General features: G+C 39.7%; 23 protein-coding genes. All 23 read left to right on the forward strand.

The window, feature by feature from the left end; all coding sequences use genetic code 11:
- The first annotated feature begins 24 nt into the window (after positions 1 to 24).
- The 23 genes from ACR65F_RS05015 (at position 25) to tig (ending at position 17,585) form a co-directional block, all read left to right on the forward strand.
- A complete protein-coding gene (locus ACR65F_RS05015; protein ID WP_039043203.1) occupies positions 25 to 336 on the forward strand; it encodes a hypothetical protein in 312 nt (103 codons plus the stop codon).
- 36 nt (positions 337 to 372) lie between these two features.
- Entirely contained in the window at positions 373 to 888 is a 516-nt protein-coding gene (locus ACR65F_RS05020) for a hypothetical protein (RefSeq protein ID WP_039043204.1), read from the forward strand.
- A gap of 20 nt (positions 889 to 908) precedes the next feature.
- Positions 909 to 1,247: a hypothetical protein gene (locus tag ACR65F_RS05025; protein WP_039043205.1), complete on the forward strand. Its 339-nt coding sequence runs from the start codon at positions 909 to 911 to the stop codon at positions 1,245 to 1,247.
- Positions 1,248 to 1,346: 99 nt separating this feature from the next.
- Complete coding sequence (locus ACR65F_RS05030) at positions 1,347 to 1,628, forward strand: hypothetical protein (protein WP_440503497.1); 282 nt, start codon at positions 1,347 to 1,349, stop codon at positions 1,626 to 1,628.
- Between the two features lie 57 nt (positions 1,629 to 1,685).
- Positions 1,686 to 1,922: a hypothetical protein gene (locus tag ACR65F_RS05035; RefSeq protein WP_440503498.1), complete on the forward strand. Its 237-nt coding sequence runs from the start codon at positions 1,686 to 1,688 to the stop codon at positions 1,920 to 1,922.
- A gap of 63 nt (positions 1,923 to 1,985) precedes the next feature.
- The gene (locus tag ACR65F_RS05040) at positions 1,986 to 2,471 is read left to right on the forward strand and encodes a GNAT family N-acetyltransferase (RefSeq protein ID WP_440503499.1); all 486 of its coding nucleotides are present in this window, start codon (positions 1,986 to 1,988) and stop codon (positions 2,469 to 2,471) included.
- Between the two features lie 46 nt (positions 2,472 to 2,517).
- Positions 2,518 to 2,682, forward strand: a complete 165-nt coding sequence (locus ACR65F_RS05045; protein WP_185736932.1) for a hypothetical protein — start codon at positions 2,518 to 2,520, stop codon at positions 2,680 to 2,682.
- 31 nt (positions 2,683 to 2,713) lie between these two features.
- Positions 2,714 to 3,244 (forward strand): tubby C-terminal domain-like protein, encoded by a 531-nt coding sequence (locus tag ACR65F_RS05050; protein ID WP_440503500.1) that lies wholly within the window; start codon positions 2,714 to 2,716, stop codon positions 3,242 to 3,244.
- 850 nt (positions 3,245 to 4,094) lie between these two features.
- A complete protein-coding gene (locus ACR65F_RS05055) occupies positions 4,095 to 4,544 on the forward strand; it encodes an SgcJ/EcaC family oxidoreductase (protein WP_440503501.1) in 450 nt (149 codons plus the stop codon).
- 100 nt (positions 4,545 to 4,644) lie between these two features.
- The gene (locus ACR65F_RS05060; RefSeq protein WP_440503502.1) at positions 4,645 to 5,025 is read left to right on the forward strand and encodes a hypothetical protein; all 381 of its coding nucleotides are present in this window, start codon (positions 4,645 to 4,647) and stop codon (positions 5,023 to 5,025) included.
- Between the two features lie 133 nt (positions 5,026 to 5,158).
- A complete protein-coding gene (locus tag ACR65F_RS05065; RefSeq protein ID WP_039043212.1) occupies positions 5,159 to 5,845 on the forward strand; it encodes a copper homeostasis protein CutC in 687 nt (228 codons plus the stop codon).
- 190 nt (positions 5,846 to 6,035) lie between these two features.
- Positions 6,036 to 6,758: a cytochrome c biogenesis CcdA family protein gene (locus ACR65F_RS05070; protein ID WP_440503503.1), complete on the forward strand. Its 723-nt coding sequence runs from the start codon at positions 6,036 to 6,038 to the stop codon at positions 6,756 to 6,758.
- A 13-nt stretch (positions 6,759 to 6,771) separates the two neighbouring features.
- On the forward strand, positions 6,772 to 7,269 hold the full coding sequence (locus ACR65F_RS05075) for a redoxin family protein (RefSeq protein ID WP_440503504.1): 498 nt from the start codon (positions 6,772 to 6,774) through the stop codon (positions 7,267 to 7,269).
- Between the two features lie 19 nt (positions 7,270 to 7,288).
- Positions 7,289 to 8,416: a peptide-methionine (R)-S-oxide reductase MsrB gene (gene msrB, locus ACR65F_RS05080; RefSeq protein ID WP_440503505.1), complete on the forward strand. Its 1,128-nt coding sequence runs from the start codon at positions 7,289 to 7,291 to the stop codon at positions 8,414 to 8,416.
- A gap of 79 nt (positions 8,417 to 8,495) precedes the next feature.
- Complete coding sequence (locus ACR65F_RS05085) at positions 8,496 to 9,266, forward strand: response regulator transcription factor (RefSeq protein WP_440503506.1); 771 nt, start codon at positions 8,496 to 8,498, stop codon at positions 9,264 to 9,266.
- The gene (locus ACR65F_RS05090) at positions 9,263 to 10,996 is read left to right on the forward strand and encodes a sensor histidine kinase (protein ID WP_440503507.1); all 1,734 of its coding nucleotides are present in this window, start codon (positions 9,263 to 9,265) and stop codon (positions 10,994 to 10,996) included. Before ACR65F_RS05085 ends, ACR65F_RS05090 begins: the two co-directional genes overlap by 4 nt.
- Before the next feature lie 66 nt (positions 10,997 to 11,062).
- Complete coding sequence (locus tag ACR65F_RS05095; RefSeq protein WP_440503508.1) at positions 11,063 to 11,779, forward strand: DUF421 domain-containing protein; 717 nt, start codon at positions 11,063 to 11,065, stop codon at positions 11,777 to 11,779.
- Between the two features lie 309 nt (positions 11,780 to 12,088).
- Positions 12,089 to 13,390 (forward strand): protoglobin domain-containing protein, encoded by a 1,302-nt coding sequence (locus ACR65F_RS05100; RefSeq protein WP_440503509.1) that lies wholly within the window; start codon positions 12,089 to 12,091, stop codon positions 13,388 to 13,390.
- Positions 13,391 to 13,524: 134 nt separating this feature from the next.
- On the forward strand, positions 13,525 to 13,977 hold the full coding sequence (locus ACR65F_RS05105) for a GNAT family N-acetyltransferase (protein WP_039043067.1): 453 nt from the start codon (positions 13,525 to 13,527) through the stop codon (positions 13,975 to 13,977).
- Positions 13,978 to 13,998: 21 nt separating this feature from the next.
- Positions 13,999 to 14,544 carry a hypothetical protein gene (locus ACR65F_RS05110; protein ID WP_440503510.1) on the forward strand — a complete coding sequence of 182 codons (546 nt, stop codon included), beginning with the start codon at positions 13,999 to 14,001 and terminating at the stop codon, positions 14,542 to 14,544.
- 49 nt (positions 14,545 to 14,593) lie between these two features.
- Positions 14,594 to 15,130 (forward strand): hypothetical protein, encoded by a 537-nt coding sequence (locus ACR65F_RS05115; RefSeq protein WP_039043065.1) that lies wholly within the window; start codon positions 14,594 to 14,596, stop codon positions 15,128 to 15,130.
- 75 nt (positions 15,131 to 15,205) lie between these two features.
- Positions 15,206 to 16,183, forward strand: a complete 978-nt coding sequence (locus ACR65F_RS05120) for a tetratricopeptide repeat protein (RefSeq protein ID WP_440503511.1) — start codon at positions 15,206 to 15,208, stop codon at positions 16,181 to 16,183.
- A 103-nt stretch (positions 16,184 to 16,286) separates the two neighbouring features.
- On the forward strand, positions 16,287 to 17,585 hold the full coding sequence (gene tig / locus ACR65F_RS05125; protein WP_440503512.1) for a trigger factor: 1,299 nt from the start codon (positions 16,287 to 16,289) through the stop codon (positions 17,583 to 17,585).
- Positions 17,586 to 17,676: the final 91 nt, after the last annotated feature.

Here is a 17,676-nt window from a genome sequence, read left to right on the forward strand (position 1 = left end):
TTCTTTTTTGTTAGGAGTGAAGAGATGGCTAGAAATGTAACGACGAGATGGATCCTGTTATGCTATACGGTTGCTGTGATTTCACTTTTGTATATTGGCCTGAGCGGTTTGATATCGAGTAGTATAGGGGGCTCGCTTCCGAACACGTTGTTCGTTCTAAGCATATGTTTTCTTGGTGTTGGTGCTTGGGGGATAGGGCTAGGAATACGAAAATATACAAAGAATCTTGATCAGGTTGCTGAAAATCTGATGAAAAAAAGATTAGTTCTCTTAACAGCATTCGGTTGGTTAATTGTTTTAGGGAGTATTTCATTCTTCCCAATTGTATTTAATTGAATCAGAATCGGCAAGCTTTTAAAGGGTGTGGGATATTTGATCATTCTTCAATTTACATTCTTCATTGTTGTGCTCGTGATAGCCTATTTTGTGATTGTTAAAAAAATGAAGACGGATTTCTTAACTAGATATTTATTATTTATTCTTATCAGTTCCTTTTTCTTCTTCAAAATTTTTCAAGAACAGTCAGCGCTGTGGGTAACGCTAATTTGTACAGTTGGTCTTGTTTTAAATGCAAAGTTACCTACTTTGAAAAAGGTCGTTCTAATTTTAGTAGCAGGAATTGTAGTTAGTCTCTATCGTGTCCCTTTTTCATCAGACGAATTTGATGACTATCTAAAAGCTACATATGGAATTGAATGTTTAGGGACTGAATGTGTGGAAGTGGTGAAAATAGTTAGTGAGGATACTATGGAATTACAAACGAAACAGTACTCCATACAAGGCTACTCATATAACTGGTACTCTGTTTTTTCTAAAGGTGAAATCGAGCTGAACGATAAATCCATCAAAGCAGTCAATGTTTTGGGATTTTGGTTTCCTCTGAGGTAATCAACTTAAGGAGCTCTTATATGAAAAGAATCTTGTTAGCAATATGTGTCATCGCTTTATTTGGAATCGCATATACGTACCAATCTCCTATTCTTGAAACAAACGAGGCAATCTACCTAGCGAAAAAACATCTAGTCACTCCACCGAAGGAATGGCAAGCATCATTTCCAAAAATAAAAGGTCAAGTTGTTCCTTGGAAAGTGAATCGTGTTGAGTTAGTGAAGCGTCGAGGTTTCTGGAGTGAACTTATGAACAAGCGAAAATGGGAAATCACAATGGAATACGAAGCACAGCAAGCTACTGTTGTTTTAAATGCATATACTGGAGAATTCATAGAAATCTATGGTCCTCTCAATTAATATGACAGAGAGATGTGCTACTGCAATTCGAAAAAATAAAAAACATAAGCATACAAGAAATAGACTTAGGCTAATTCAATCGAATGAAGGTGGAGAATAATGAATGCGTTTTTTCAAAAGGTGGATCATAAGCCTGACTCCAAAATCCTGAAGTTTATCAGGGTGTTCATGGTAATCGGAATGACATTCTTTTTGTTCATGGCGATTTTCAATCATCTCGATTTGTACTACGTAATGTGGGTTTTTCTATTCGTAGCAGTTCTGTCGCTAGTTGATATAGTTGTAAGTCTTATCAATAAAGCGGACAAAAAAGTAGTACTACTCGAAATTGGTTATGCCCTTATTTGGATATTCATTTTACTTTTGTACGTGCTTATTTAAATGCAGATTGTATGCTCTTAAAGAAGTGCGGGAATTTGAAATTTAAGGAGAATAATAATGGCGTTATTTGGTTTTATTGTAGTAGCAACAATTTTAGGAGCGATTTTACTGATTTTCGCCGGTCCGGTGTTTGGGGGAGTTCTCGCGTTTGGAATCGTTGTAGGATGTCTATTCTGGGGGCTGTACATGTTAATTGACATCCATAAAACAATCCATGCATCCTCTCCGAAAAAAGATAAAGTACAAAAAGCTTATGAACAGTATTTAAGCGAACGTCGTGAACGTTTGGAATAAATCTCTACTATCATGTTGGTAATTGTAATTGATGGAAGTACTTTTAAAATAGGGGTGGTTTACATGAAGAGTACGATCCGGAATATGAAGGCAGAAGACGCTCAACTAATACAAGAGGTCGCGAAAATTAGCTGGAATGCAACCTACGAAGGTATCATTCCATATGATGTTCAAGAACGATTTTTATCCAGCGCCTATAATGATGAGATGATGACGCGTCGCTTAGACCACTCGTTGATGCTTATTGGAGAACAGGATGGAATCCTTGTAGGCTTTGCAAATTTTTCTCCAGTGAATGATGTTGGTGAATCCGAATTAGCTGCGATTTATCTACATCCAGAGTATCAAGGAAGTGGAATTGGAACGGCTTTGTTACAAGAAGGAATTGTCCAACTTAAAAATGTTGAAAAGATTTACATAACTGTTGAACAAGATAACTTGATCGGAAAGTCGTTCTACGATGCAAAAGGATTCAAGATGATTGAACAGTTTGAAGAAGACTTCGATGGACATATTCTGCAATCTGTTCGAATGGTTTTGACCCTGTAAATGGGGGAGATATGCTTGAGAAATTAGACAGGAGGTAGACGGCTTCATGCAACAAAAGAAATATTTCATCCTTCTACCTCCGTTTGTGATTTTTGGACTCATTTTGCTCTTCACGCTTCCAAAGCAACATCTTACATATGTTTTTGTCGCTCCGATTATTTTTTGGATAGTGTATTATAGCTGGATAGTTGTTGAGAAGAAAAGAACATAATCGTATTGAGATAAATAGGAAGTGAACTCTTGTGGAATTTTTTACAGTCTTACCTATCAGGAAAAATACAGAGAAAATGATAGTAATTAATGACACGGATCATACCAAGATTGGTTATGTTCAGCGAAAGTATAAAAGCGCTTTTGATGAAGTCCTAAATCATTTGCCGTTATCTTTCCGCAGTACTACAAATATTATTGGTTCAACAGATGAATACTTTTTAAAAATAAAAGAGCAATCCTTTAAGTCGAATTTATTTAAATTAAAGTGGGATGTGTACATTACTTCCGGTAGTGGAGAAGAAGTATTTCTATTAGAAGATCGAACAAAAGTAAGCACGAATCCACGTATGCTTTATCATAAAAGCGATAAAGGTTACGTGTTTAAGAGAGACTCCTTCAATCGGACCTGCTACGTCTATCTAAAAGATAGCAGTTCTATTTGTGCACAGATCACTATAGAAAAATTAGTTCCAACTCATTTAAAGATTGTCGTTGAAAATAATAATATCTCAGTTATTGAGATTTTGGGGATATATTACATAATGACTTTAGTGTATTAGGATAGATCCATCACCAAGTTAACCTTGACGTTATTTCTTTTCGATTAACAGAAGCTACAATTAGTTGGAATACAGCAAGTGAAGATGTCCAACAAACAATAGAAAACATTCAGGAATTTGGATTCTCTAAAAACGAAATTAGAGTCTTTTCCAACCAAGTCGCTACTTTAGATTTTTACGAGAATGAAGAAAATGGTGGAGATATTTGGACAGATCCACAAATAACTGCTGCTCTTGTGAATGATGAGGAACGGATTGAACTCGAAATGAAGGATTTTGGAGAAGTTCGATTCCCCGCTTGCAAAGGGAACTATATATTAGAAGTTGAATTCTCCGGTTCAGCAGGTAGTGCGCAATATGTCGGGAATGTCCTAATTGAGTAAGACTATACAAAGCGTCACTCTAAAATAGTTTATCATTTTTAAAACTTAGTAGAGTAATAATGAGGGGGTATAATGGTGAGTGTTTTAAGAAACAAAAAATTCTTAAGAGTCTTGTGGATACTGACAATATCTTTACTTGTAATATTCTTTCTAATCATTTCATCTAGCTATTTCAATACAAAAGAAATCAATATTTTTACCGCACAATGTTATGAGAAGAATGGTGAAGTTAAATTAGAAATTCACAATAACGTAACAAGCAACTATTCTTTAGAATGTGAAAAATAAAACAGTCATAATATCATGCTTTTGTTTAATAACAATTTGGTGAACTAATTAAATGAGAACTAGCATGAAATTTTCTTCATAGAAAAGGTTAGCAGTTTAAAAGCGAAAATATCAATTTCTGTGAGAATTTAAGAATTTATCGAGAGTGGAAACATCATATTTTTAGGGGGGCAGCGACCATGAACAATTCGTTCCGAAATGAAATCGAAAATCTTTATCAAAAACTAATAGCTGCTTGGAATAATCGTGATGCACAAGCAATGGCGGATCTATTTGCAGAGCAAGGGGTTCAAATTGGATTTGATGGTAGTAAAGTCATTGGACAAAAAGAAATATTATCGCATCTGGAGCCTATATTTAAAAATCATCCTACTGCACCTTTTATAACTAAGGTTAAAGATATTAGGTTATTAGGAACTGACGTCGCAATTTTACACGCTATTGCGGGTATGATTCCACCAGGAAAGACGGATATTGAGCCTAAGCTAAATGCCCTTCAAACTCTAGTTGCTGTTAAAACGAATGATGATTGTCGAGTTGAGCTTTTTCAAAATACCCCTGCTCAGTTCCATGGTAGACCTGAGTTAGTTGAAGTGATGACGGATGAATTACAGCAGCTCCTCAGGTAACTAAACATAGATTTCACTGCGAAGACTAGTGCAATTATTAATTATAATTTCACCTATTGATAGCAACCAAGGTAGATAACCAATAATGGGGGAGTGTTATATGATTAATAAGAATTGGATTCCGATTGGACTTATTATAATTGCCATTACCATGTTAATGGCAACTGATTTCTTTCCTAAGTTAAACGATTTGATATATATTCCTAAACCAGTAGTCATTGTATTCTTACTGCTAATTTTGTTTCTTGGCTTCAATACAACACCTCTTCTAAAGAATGATACATTAAGATCCCATTTCCTTTGGGGTGTTACAACTGTGTTTTTTCTAATGGGGCTAATCATTGTGTTCAGCCTTTTGGGAGGCAATTCACAAGTTGGTCTGTCCTTATCCAGTCCTGCTCTATGGATCGTTCTGGCGATTAGCGTGTTTGAGTTATACTGTGAATATAAGAAAATGAAAGCTGCTCAACCTACTCCTTGAATCACGATCTCTATATGATTTGAACACTTTGTAGTTTAGCGTATACTGTTAACCAAACGAGTAACCCTCATTCTGTTCCTTTATTTCGGGAAATGGGCGGTTACTTTTTGACTTTGCAAGGAGGTATTCGACTATGAAACTAGAAATTATCGCAACAAGCCTACAAGATGCTCTTTTAGCTGAACGTGCAGGAGCAGACCGATTGGAATTATGTTCAGCACTAACTGAAGGTGGATTGACACCAAGTTTAGGGTTGATTGAAGCGGTTGTTGAGGGAGTTTCGATTCCAGTCCACGTCATTGTCCGTCCTCATAGTAGAACGTTTAACTATTCGGAGGAAGATATCCAAGTGATGCTTGCGGATATTCGGCACATTCAACAGACAAAAGCTGCAGGGATTGTCATCGGTATATTGGATGAAACACAACGGGTCGATACCGTTAATTTGAAGCGTTTTTTAGTTGCTGCTGGTAACTTGAATGTCACATTTCATAGAGCGTTCGATGAAATTGAAGATCAGCTTAAAGCGGTTGATATGATAGGTGACTTCCCTCAAATTCAACGAATCCTAACATCAGGCGGCCAAGCACCTGCTCCTCAATCGGTAGAGAAAATCAGGCAATTGGTGGAGAAGACCAAAAATACCTCAGTAACGATTTTAGCGGGGAACGGTATGACACCTGAAGGATTAGCTGGATTTATTGAAGCAACAGGGATTACAGAAGTCCATTTTGGATCCGCAGTCAGAGAACACCAAAGTTTTCAGTATCCCATCAACCAAGAAGTGATAACAAACATCAAATCGATCATTAGTCAATAAACTATCTTCTCTTGGATAAACACCACCTCAAAACTAAAAAGACTGTCCCAAAAGATGATTTTCATCTTTTGGGACAGTCTTTTTGTGGTTCACCGTATCAATTCTAAGAAACTCCAAACGTCAGTCTATAGGGTTTCTTTCCGCACCCCTCTACAATAGAACTACACACTACGACGGGAGGGAACTTATTATGATTGGCGAACAAGTATTACTCAGCAGTGTCTTTGCGGCAGGGATTCTGTCCTTTTTCTCTCCCTGTATCTTGCCGCTATTGCCTGTGTACGTATCCATCCTCTCCTCAGGAGACCCAGCATCCACTCGCCAAAATCGCCTCATTACGATAGGGAAATTCAGTATCCATCCAAGACTAATTGTTAAAACAATGGTCTTTGTCTTTGGTTTATCAACCAGCTTTGTGCTTCTAGGATTTGGAGCAGGCGCATTAGGCGCACTCATTAACACAACAACTTTCATCACCATCTGTGGAATTGTCGTTGTGTTACTCGGACTTCATCAAATCGGGTTGTTCCATATTCCGTTCTTGGAACGAGAAAACAAAGTGAACTTGAAACGAAGTGGAAAACGTGACTTTCTAGGAACGTATCTCCTCGGATTTACGTTTAGCTTCGGTTGGACGCCTTGTATTGGTCCGATTTTAGGTGCCGTACTTGGACTTTCGGCGAACGAAGGGCAAGCAGCACACGGTGCGTTTCTTATGCTCATCTATGCACTCGGTATGCTGATTCCATTTCTCATCCTTTCGATTTTCTCGGACTTCTTACTACAACGCATGAAAAAGCTTAATCGCCACTTAGGGAAAGTCAAAGTTGCCGGAGGTATCATCATCGTTGTGATGGGACTCTTCCTTATGACGAACAACTTGAATTTCTTTACAACACTTATTCCACAATGAAGGAGGATTTGGCATGTTGAAAAAATTACTTGTTCTACTCACTGTTGTCATTGTCCTTGGTGCTTGCTCATCTGGTGAGAAATCCGGAGAAGCAGAAGACTCGCTATACAATCTGGAAGACTTGGATGGTAGCACCGTCAACTTGGCAGATTACGAAGGAAAAAACGTCTACGTGAAATTTTGGGCGTCTTGGTGTCCAATCTGTCTCGCGGGACTTGAAGAAGTGAATGCACTTGCTGCAGAAGACACGGATTTTGAAGTATTGACCGTCGTTGCACCAGGATACAACAACGAAAAGAAAAAAGATGCGTTTGTGAAATGGTATAAAGGCGTTGAAAACGTTCAAGACTTACCTGTCCTAATGGATGAAGGTGGAGATCTCGTAAAAGAGTTCGAAGTACGCGGCTATCCAACATCTGCGTTCATCAATAAAAAAAGGGAACTCGTTAAAACACAAGCCGGACAGTTATCGAATAATCAGATCAAAGAGATGATGGATCAACTAAACTAAAACAAAGGGGAGACGCATCGTGAAATTGAACTATCTTTTTGGACTGCTTGTACTAGCGTTAGTTCTAGGTGGCTGTTCACTTGGAAATGCCTCCAAGGAAGAACCCGACAATTCGACAGGCTCACTGACCGCAGCAGCCTCTTCGAAATATCCTGAAAATCCGAACGATAATTTGACTTTCGATGAAAATAACTTGAAAGACATTTACTTAGCGGGTGGTTGTTTCTGGGGCGTTGAAGCTTATATGGAACGTGTTTACGGTGTCTATGATGTTACTTCAGGCTATGCGAACGGAACCACTGAAAATCCAATCTATGAAGACGTTGTCGCTGGTAAAACAGGTCATGCGGAAACCGTTCATGTGCAATACGACCCAGAGCGCACTGATTTGAATACAATCCTGGATCATTTCTTTACGATTATTGATCCGACATCGTTGAACAAACAAGGCAATGACCGAGGTACGCAATACCGCTCGGGTGTCTTCTATACAGATTCAGCAGAGAAAGCTGTAATCGAGAAAGTCGTCACTGACCAACAAACGCGTTTTAACGATGAAATCGTAACCGAGGTCGAGCCGCTAACAAGCTACACATTGGCAGAAGAGTATCATCAAGATTACTTGGAGAAAAATCCAAACGGCTACTGCCACGTGGAATTCGATTCGTTGGAAGACCAAGAGATTCCTTCTTTGATAGACCCGGCAGACTATCCGAAGCCAAGTGACAAAGAGTTGAAAGCGAAACTGACTGAAGCACAATACAAAGTAACGCAAGGTAGCGACACGGAAGCGGCATTTTCAAACAAGTACTGGGATACATTCAAAGACGGGATCTATATTGACGTTGCAACGGGAGAACCGTTGTTTTCATCAAAAGACAAATATGATTCACAATGCGGATGGCCAAGTTTCACGCAACCGATTATTCCTGAAGTCGTAACGGAGCATAAAGATAAGAGTTTTAACATGGTGCGGATCGAAGTGAGAAGTCGTGCTGGGGATAGTCACCTTGGTCACGTGTTTGATGATGGGCCGAAAGATAAAGGTGGTTTGCGCTATTGTATCAATAGTGCCGCAATCGATTTTGTGCCTCTAGATGAAATGGAAGACGCAGGCTATGGCTATCTGACAAGCCTTGTGAAGTAGGGTAGACTGGAAATACGACTACGAAAGGTAGCTGTTGCTGCCTTTCGTTTTTTACCTTTACATATGAAAGGAGACGCCTATGTATACGTTACTTGTAGTAGACGATGAACCCATTCTAATCCGTGGTATTCGCTCGTTTGTCGATTTTGACGCCTTGTCGATTACTGAAGTTCTGGAGGCGGCTAATGGGGAAGAAGCGCTTGAACTGTTCAAAACGCACCGACCGGACATTATCCTCGCAGACATCAACATGCCGAAAATGAATGGATTGGATTTCGCGTCCGCCGCGAAAGCGTTGAAGCCGAATGTGAAAATTGCAATGATTACGGGATACGATTATTTCGACTATGCAGTGGCGGCACTCAAAACAGGCGTCGACGATTATGTACTAAAGCCCGTTTCTAAAAATGACATCCAAGAACTGTTGCAAAAACTGATTGGTAAAGTCCAAGAAGCTCATCGTCAACAAGAAGTGACAAAACTGGTAGATGGACTCATTCAGTCAAAAGATAGCGGAGAAGAAACGACAGGATACAAATATCAAATCCAACAGGAAATCAATTCGAATTTCGACAATATCGAGTTTTCGCTCGCAACTCTCGCATCAAAGCTTGCACTCAGTCCATCCTATGTCAGTACGTTGTTCAAACAATTATTCGGCACAACGTTTCAACAGTATATGATCGCAGTTCGACTCGATCGGGCAAAGTTGCTTCTGCTAAGCACGGACATGAAAATGTATGAAATTGCGGCTTCCGTCGGATTTGAAGACCCAAATTATTTTAGCGCTGCTTTTAAGAAACGGTTTTCGTTGTCTCCCAATCAGTTTAAGGAGAAGTCTAGAGAATGAAGAGTCGAGCGAATACATACAAAAAATTACGTGTACAAATTGCCCTACATTATATACTAGCAAGCGGTTTGACATTGTTGCTGATGGCGGGGATTCTTTACGCAAGCATTTCTTCGATTCTCCTGAGCGAGTCTGCGAAGAGTACTAAGTCCTCTGTGAATCAAAGCGGCATGTATCTCGATTTGTATATTGATCGGCTGAATGCAGTGTCGAGTTTACTCGCAGAAAATCCTCAACTCGTCAGATACTTATCGGATTCCGTTAGAGCACCAGAAGTCAAAAGTGACCTATTGAAAACGATCGATACAACGCTCGATTCCGATGAATTCATCAAATCAATTATCATAGTGAGTAAAGATGGGCAGATTTTGTCCAACGAAGCGGGTTTGACGATGAGTAAATCGACAAATATGATGCAGGAAACGTGGTATCGATCGGCGATTATGAATGGTGGTCAAGCGTTCTTAACTTCTGCCCGCATGCAAGATTTTACGATGGATAAAGACAAATGGGTTATCTCAATCAGTCGGGAAATCAATGATACAGCTGGGGGAAACCGAGGCGTGCTGCTCATTGACCTCGATTATGAGGTGATTGAAGACTATTTGGCAGACTTGGATCTCGGAAAAGCGGGTTTTTCGTTCATCCTCAACGAAAATCAAGAAGTCGTCTATCATGAAGACCCGTCCTATTTCCAAAATGACGATAAAAAAAGCGAATTGCAGGCGATTGTAGATGACCAAGCGGGCTATGATTCCAAAGAAAATACGTTGACGTATACTCATTCGTTGAAAAATGCAGATTGGATGCTCGTCAGTATCTCGTCTCAAGATAGTCTTCTTGCCATCAAGCAACAGCTGCTTGAAATCTTCTTTTGGGTCGGCATTGCTTTGCTTTTGATAGCAGCAACAAGCGTGTATGTCTTTGCAGGGCGGATCACGGCACCATTTCAGAAGCTTGAACAAGCGATGCAGGATATTGAAACGGGTTTGAAGGAAATTCCGGTCGATGCAAAAGGATGTTACGAGGCGCAAAGTCTGACGCATCATTTCAATACGATGACGCACAAAAACGATAAACTGATGGAGGAGATTAAGGAGAAAGAAAAGCATCTTCGGACGTCTGAAATCAGTGCGTTGCATAGTCAGATTAACCCTCATTTTCTATACAACACGCTCGATACCATCGTATGGATGGCGGAGTTTGGTGACCATGAAAAAGTGATTGGCCTGACGAAAGCGCTGGCGTCATTTTTCAGATTGTCACTGAGTGGCGGGAGCGAGTTGACGACGGTAGAGAACGAATTACAACACGTCGAACGGTATTTGTTCATCCAAAAAGAACGGTACGGGGATAAGTTGAAGTATGACATCCACTGTGACGAGACGGTAAGGGATATTGAAATGCCGAAACTAATTGTTCAGCCTATCGTAGAGAACGCTCTCTATCATGGCATACGTGGACTTTCTCGCCAGGGTGTGATCAATATTTCTGCCACTTCAGAGGGAGATGAGTTGTTTCTGACTGTCCGTGATAATGGAGATGGATTTCACGTAGTTGACATGAATGTTGAAAAAACTAAGAAAACAACGAAACTTGGCGGAGTCGGCATTCGTAATGTAGATGAGCGTATTAAACTCTATTATGGTAAAAAGTATGGAGTACATGTCCATTCTTCGGAAACCGAAGGGACTACAGTTCGTATTCACCTTGCATCTTCCCTTAGATAATAATAAAACGTATTGGTTCTATAGATCAGGCGCATACTTCTTTTTATACGGAGGTGCGATTGCACTATGGAACATACCGATTTCTTTAAAGTCGATTTCTGGGAAATGATCTTGCGCACGACACTTGCTTTTCTGGTGCTCCTCTTATTGGCTCGTTTCATGGGGAAAAAACAAATTTCCCAACTGACATTCTTCCATTACGTAACTGGAATCACGATAGGATCTATTGCAGCTGATATCGCAGGAGAATCGGAGACGCCATTTATGAACGGGCTACTTGCGATGATTTGGTGGGCTATTTTGACGATTGTAATGAATTATATTGCGATGAAATCCAAAAAAGCACGTATCCTGTTAGATGATAAACCGATTATAATTATCCGAAATGGAAAGATTGAGGAAGGTTCGTTACGGAAAGCACGTCTCGATCTCAATGACGTCAATATGCTTTTACGTGAACAAAGCATTTTTTCGATAAAAGACGTGTACTATGCCATTTTTGAAGTCAACGGTAATTTAAGTGTCATGAAACGGACTGGCCTAGAAAATGCAACAAAAGCTGATGTAAAAGCATCTACAAGAGATCCAAAATACATTCCTACTGAAATTATTTCAGATGGAGAACTCATTTTGGAAAATTTAGCGGAGCTTAACTTAACGGAGCAATGGGTGTATGATCAGCTTAAAAAGAAAGGAATCAATCGAGTCGATCAAGTCTTTTATGCGGAGATTCAAGGGAATGGGGACTTGCATATTGACGAGAGGACAGCAAAAGATAATTAATGAGAGAGGAACCTATACCATGTATCTGGTCAGATAAATGGTATAGGTTCCTCTCTATTTGCTGTTGAAAAATAGATGCTTCTCGTAATGTTAAATTTGTGTAAATTGGCCTATAAATTAAAGGGTTTTACTAGAGCGATAGAGAAATAATAAAAATAGATGGGAAAATACAGCAATAAAGTGGTCTTTTATCGCTAGAAGTGTCCTATACTTTTAATGCTTAGTCAAAAAAGCATATCTGTCAGCCTGTTTTATAAACTTGGTTACGACAGCTTGCCTCTGTCGCTGAGTAATATGGAGGAGAACGTTATGATGTTTTTTAGTGCGAACAATGCAAAAATGATGCCAAAGGTGATTGAAATTTCAAGAACTATGAATGTGGAAATTCGAGTGGAAGACAAGGAAATCATTAAGAAATTAAAAATGATACATATTACAGAAGAGGATTTGAAATTGATCAAGGCGATTCAGCCAATGATTTTAACGCACGGAGACGAGTTGGTCGATAATTTTTACGGTACGATTTTACAGGTGAGTGAATTAAAAGAAATGATCGAGCGACATACGACAAAAGAATGGTTAAGAGAGACATTGAAGAAGCATGTTATCGAAATGTTTGATGGGGTTATCAATGATGCGTTCATCCAAAAACAACTTCGAATTGCGAAAGCTCATTACTCAATTGGATTACCTCCTTCATCCTACATGGGAGCGTTCCAAAACCTTCAGAACACCTTATTGGGTATCGTCTGCAGAGAGATGGATAATACACAAGAAATCCATTTACTACTTTCGGCAATTAACAAGATGATAAGCTTTGAGCAACAGCTTGTTTTAGAAGCATATGACGATGAAACTAAAATGAAATTAAATGAACAATTTCAAAGTGGGAAAGCTGACCTTAAAAACACCATGCTGGAAGTTAGTGAAGGATTGGTAGCTTTGGCAGAACAGACTCAAGCATATGCTGAAATGTTGAGTACGACCATTCGTCAGGTGAATGTAACTACAACAGATAGCAATGAGCAAGCCGAGTTTGCCAAGACATCTGTTAGTGAAGGTCAAGTTCGTCTTACGAATTTATTGGAGAAAATTGAAGCGATTGAAACATATACAAAGAGTATGATGGAAAGTATTGAGCAACTAGGAGAGGCTTCAGATGAAATTGCATCTGTTATTGGTATAGTTCAAAAGATTGCTGACCAAACGAACTTACTATCCCTGAACTCTGCAATCGAAGCGGCACGTGCGGGTGAACATGGTAAAGGATTTGCGATCGTATCCCAAGAGGTGCGAAAACTTGCTGAACAAACGAAGCATTCAGTTACTGAAATTCAAAAACTCATTTCAAATTCAAATCAATATAAAGGACAAGTTCTTGATGATTTGAACGCTGTAAATCATGCAGTACGTGAAGGTGCAACTGCATCTGAGCTAACGAATGCATCGTTTCATGATGTCGTGAATGCTATTGAAAGAAGTGGGTCCCTTGTGTTGACTGTGCAACAACAAATGGACGAAGTAATTAATGGCGTTATGGAGATAAAAACATCAACAACTGAAGTTGCATCGTCCGCTGAGGCATTGAATAAAGCTGCGGTACTTGCATAACTTGGATAGATGACTACTTAATCTAACTAGGCTTATGGTTCAACATTATTCTAAAAAGAAGGAATTTTCCCCGTTTTGTAGAATGACAATAAAGTAGAACGTGTATCTAATTTAATAGTAGAGGAGCGAGTGATATGACATACGTAGTGGAAACAGTTCAAGACTTGACGAAACTTAATATCGAATCACTTATTTCTGAAAGCGAAGAAGAAGGATATCGTTTTTTAACACGACTTGCAGAAGATTATAAAGACGGCATTAATACATTTTCCGATCCAGGGGAAGCTTTGTATTGTGTGAAAGATGAGCAAGGGAAAGTAGTAGCCATTGGAGGCGTCAATCGCTTTCCGGTTCCTGGAGGAGATTCCGAGACTGGGCGACTACAGCGTTTTTACGTGGAAGCGAATGAACGCAGAAACGGTGCGGGATCGTTGTTACTGAAAGAAATTGTTGAGCATGCACGAAGCGAGTTTCATGAGTTGACTGTTAAAACAGAGTCGTCTAAAGCTGATGCTTTTTATCGTCATAATGGTTTTGAATTTGATGATTCCGCTTCGGAAACAACACATCGTATGGCATTTAATTAATAAGGAGTTAGATTATTAAATATGGAATATTCTATCCATCACTATATAAAGCAACTCAGTGATTCAGACAAGACGAAACAGTATGAAGCATTCCTAACTATTCAAGAAAAAATTGAGGAACCTGTTGATTGGGCATATGAAGTTTGGGATCTTTTTGCTGAATGGCTGCATGATAAGGATCCTCATAATCGTGCCCGTGGAGCACAGTTCCTAGCAGGGCTTGCTAAAAGTGATCCGGATAATCGTATTTTAGATAATTTCTCATCTCTCTGTGCTGTTGCAGAGGATGAGAAATTTGTTACTGCTAGACATGCATTACAGTCTTTTTGGAAAATAGCGCTTGGAGGTGACAAGCAGAAAAAAATGGTTGATGATTACTTATCGGATCGCTTTTATAATGCTTCAAATGGCGTGCATCCTACGATGATTCGAAGTGATATTATTAAAGGATTACGAAAATTGTTTGACGTCACTCAGGATAAAGATATTGAGAAGTTAGGAATCCAATTAATAGAAACTGAAGAGGATCCAAAACAGAAGGGGAAATTGAAAAAATGTTGGAGATAATTTTACAAGGATGTGAATAATCATTCATACAGAACGTAGACATGTCCCGATGGTCATTGGAATTGCGTTATTTCTAATTGCGCCATTCTTTATTTTTTTGCTACCTAATTTTTTGGCGAACTCCATATACTTCAAATCTGGAAGTTGGTTTGTATTTGTAACTGGGGGTGTCTATTTCGTATATACGGTAGCTTTCGTCTTTTTGATAGCAGCATTATTTGTTCTTTATTTTATGTATATGAGTAAAAAATCCGTACTTATAAGTCTATGTTTAACTATTTTAGCGGGCGCTAGTTTTTACATAGCTTCACTGAATTATACGATGTTATCAGACGACGGTATTACATATCGGCCGCTACTATCTTTTAAGACGCATTCTTATTCTTGGGATGAAGTGGATGAAGCGGTTTTTAGGTCAGTACCCTCAGCTGATGGGAAATCAGAGTTCGACTTCCAGTTTGAGGATGACGTAAAGTTAACACTCACTATGAATCGATTGTTTATGAAGTTTCTTGCGCCGATTGAAAATCGGCTCGGTTACGAAGGAGTAGAGGTGGAAAAAATACTCATCCCGAAAAAAGAATGAACACGCTATCCGCCCGTCTGGAATGCGTACAGGTGAAATGCTGTGCTATAGTATCAGTGAAAGCAGGTGACGGACGTGAAACGCAAGCGTGAAAGACTGCATAAAAAAGGCAACATGATTGTCTTTCCTGGGACGGTCGAGCGATTGCTTGACCAAGCCGAAGATGCTGTGCAAGCAGAAGACTTTGAAGAAGCTATTCGTTTATCTGAGCAACTTCTTGAGATAGCGCCCGACTTGCCAGATGTTCCAGGTATTCTTGCTGTAGCGCTCTATGAAACAAAAGAATTTGAGCAAGCAAAGCCATACGCAGCCCAATGGTTGCAAAGCGACATGAACGAATACTTTGAAGCAATGGAGCTGTATCTTGCAATTTGTATGCAACTTCAAGATTATGAGGAAGTGGAAGATACCATTGGAGCGCTTCTTGATGAAGGTGTCGTTCCAAGCGAATTAAAACAGAAGTTCCTTTATCTCCGTGAACTGAATGTAAGGTTATCCAATAGGTTCGCGGACGATTTTATAGCGCAACCGAAAGAAATGATATCGTTTGAGTCGTTTTTACAGTTGGACCGTTTTCATCAACAAGAATTGCTCGCGCATCTTGAAAGTAACCAGGCAAAGGAATCTCAGACTTTGCTCTGTCAAATAGTGGGGCACGATTCCCTTCCACCTGTGTTGAGGACTGTAGCATTAGTATTGCTACGGAATTCGGGCTGTGAAACACCACTTGTTATCAGGAAGTTCGGGCGTGGAATAAGCGTGATTCCGGCTCAGCTGCCACTACCTGGAGAAGATGAGGTAACAAAAAAAATCGTTACACTTCTCCGACGAGCTTTGGATAAAGATCCTTCTAGGCTATCGCTAATTGAAGAAGCGGTGCGGAAATTCGCTCTAATTAGTTATCCTCTTAACTGGGGTGCTCCTGCAGAAGTGGTGGCGGTAGCATATGAAAACTATTCTACGTTTCTATTTGAAGGGGCTACCCTTCCTCAAACTGCTTTGCATAAGCTGATCTTTGAGGTCGATCAAGACTCCAGTGAAGCTGTTGAATGAAATTTCTTGAAAGATAAAGAGACTATGATATACTGAGATGGTTGTCAATGGCGTATAAACGGTACAAAATATATTCGTCACTATGATTCGGAGGTATGTAGAAATGTCAGTTAAATGGGAAAAGCAAGAAGGTAACAAAGGAAAGTTAACGTTTGAAGTTTCAGCAGAGGACTTCAAAGCAGGAATGGACAAAGCATTCAAAAAGGTAGTTACGCAAGTAAACGCACCTGGATTCCGTAAAGGGAAAATGCCACGCAAGATGTTCAACCAAATGTACGGGGAAGAAGCACTTTACAACGATGCGATTGATATCGTTCTTCCAGTAGCATACGATGCAGCTGTACGTGCAGAAGGTCTTGAGCCGATTGCATCACCAGAAATCGACATCGAAAAGCTTGAAAAGGGCGAGCCAGTTGTATTCACAGCAATCGTTCCACTTAAGCCAGAAGTAAAATTAGGCGAGTATAAAGGCCTTGAAGCAACACGCCAAGAGACAAAAGTTAAAGATGAAGAAATCGACATGGAACTTCAAACACGTCGTGAATCAATGGCTGAGATGGTCGTTAAAGAAAGCGGCGCAATCGAAGAAGGCGACACAGCAAACATCAACTTCGACGGCTACTCTGAAGGAGAAGCATTCGAAGGTGGAAAAGCTGAGAACTATGACCTTGCAATTGGATCAGGTTCATTCATCCCAGGTTTTGAAGAGCAACTAATCGGCTTGAAAACTGGTGACGAAAAAGACGTTGAATTGACTTTCCCTGAAGAATACCATGCAGCTGAACTTGCAGGTAAGCCAGCAGTATTTAAAGTGAAAATCAACGAAGTCAAATCAAAAGAAGTTCCTGAGTTGAACGACGAACTTGCTAAAGAAATGGACGAAGACGTTGAAACTGTGGACGAGCTTCGCAAGAAAATGAAAGAAAACCTAGAAACTGAAAAGAGCTCAGCATCTGAAACAGCACTTCGCGACGACCTCGTAGAAGCAGCTGCTCGCAACGCTGAATTCGAAGTACCTGAAGAAATGGTTGAATCTGAAACTAACCGTATGGTAGATGAGTTCGGACAACGTCTTTCAATGCAAGGTATGAACCTTGACTTGTACTACCAGTTCTCTGGACAAGACGAAGCATCACTTCGTAAGCAAATGCACGACGACGCTGTAAGCCGTGTACGTGTATCACTTACTCTTGAAGCAATCGGTAAAGAAGAGAACATCGAAGTTACTGAAGAAGAAATCAACGAAGAACTCAACAAAATGTCTGGACAATTCAACATGGACATCGAACAAATCAAAACTGCTCTTGGCGGTACTGAAATGCTCGAAAACGACCTTCGTTTCAACAAAACGGTTCAACTTTTAGTTGATAACGCAAAAATCACAGAAGCAGCTGCAGAATAATCCAAAGCCGCTCTGGGCAAGGCACGGAACCCCGTGCCTTGTTTTTGTATATTGAGGATAGTGTAAGGTTGTCTAATTATAGATTAGTGTT

The organism is Sporosarcina sp. SAFN-010 (assembly GCF_059415065.1).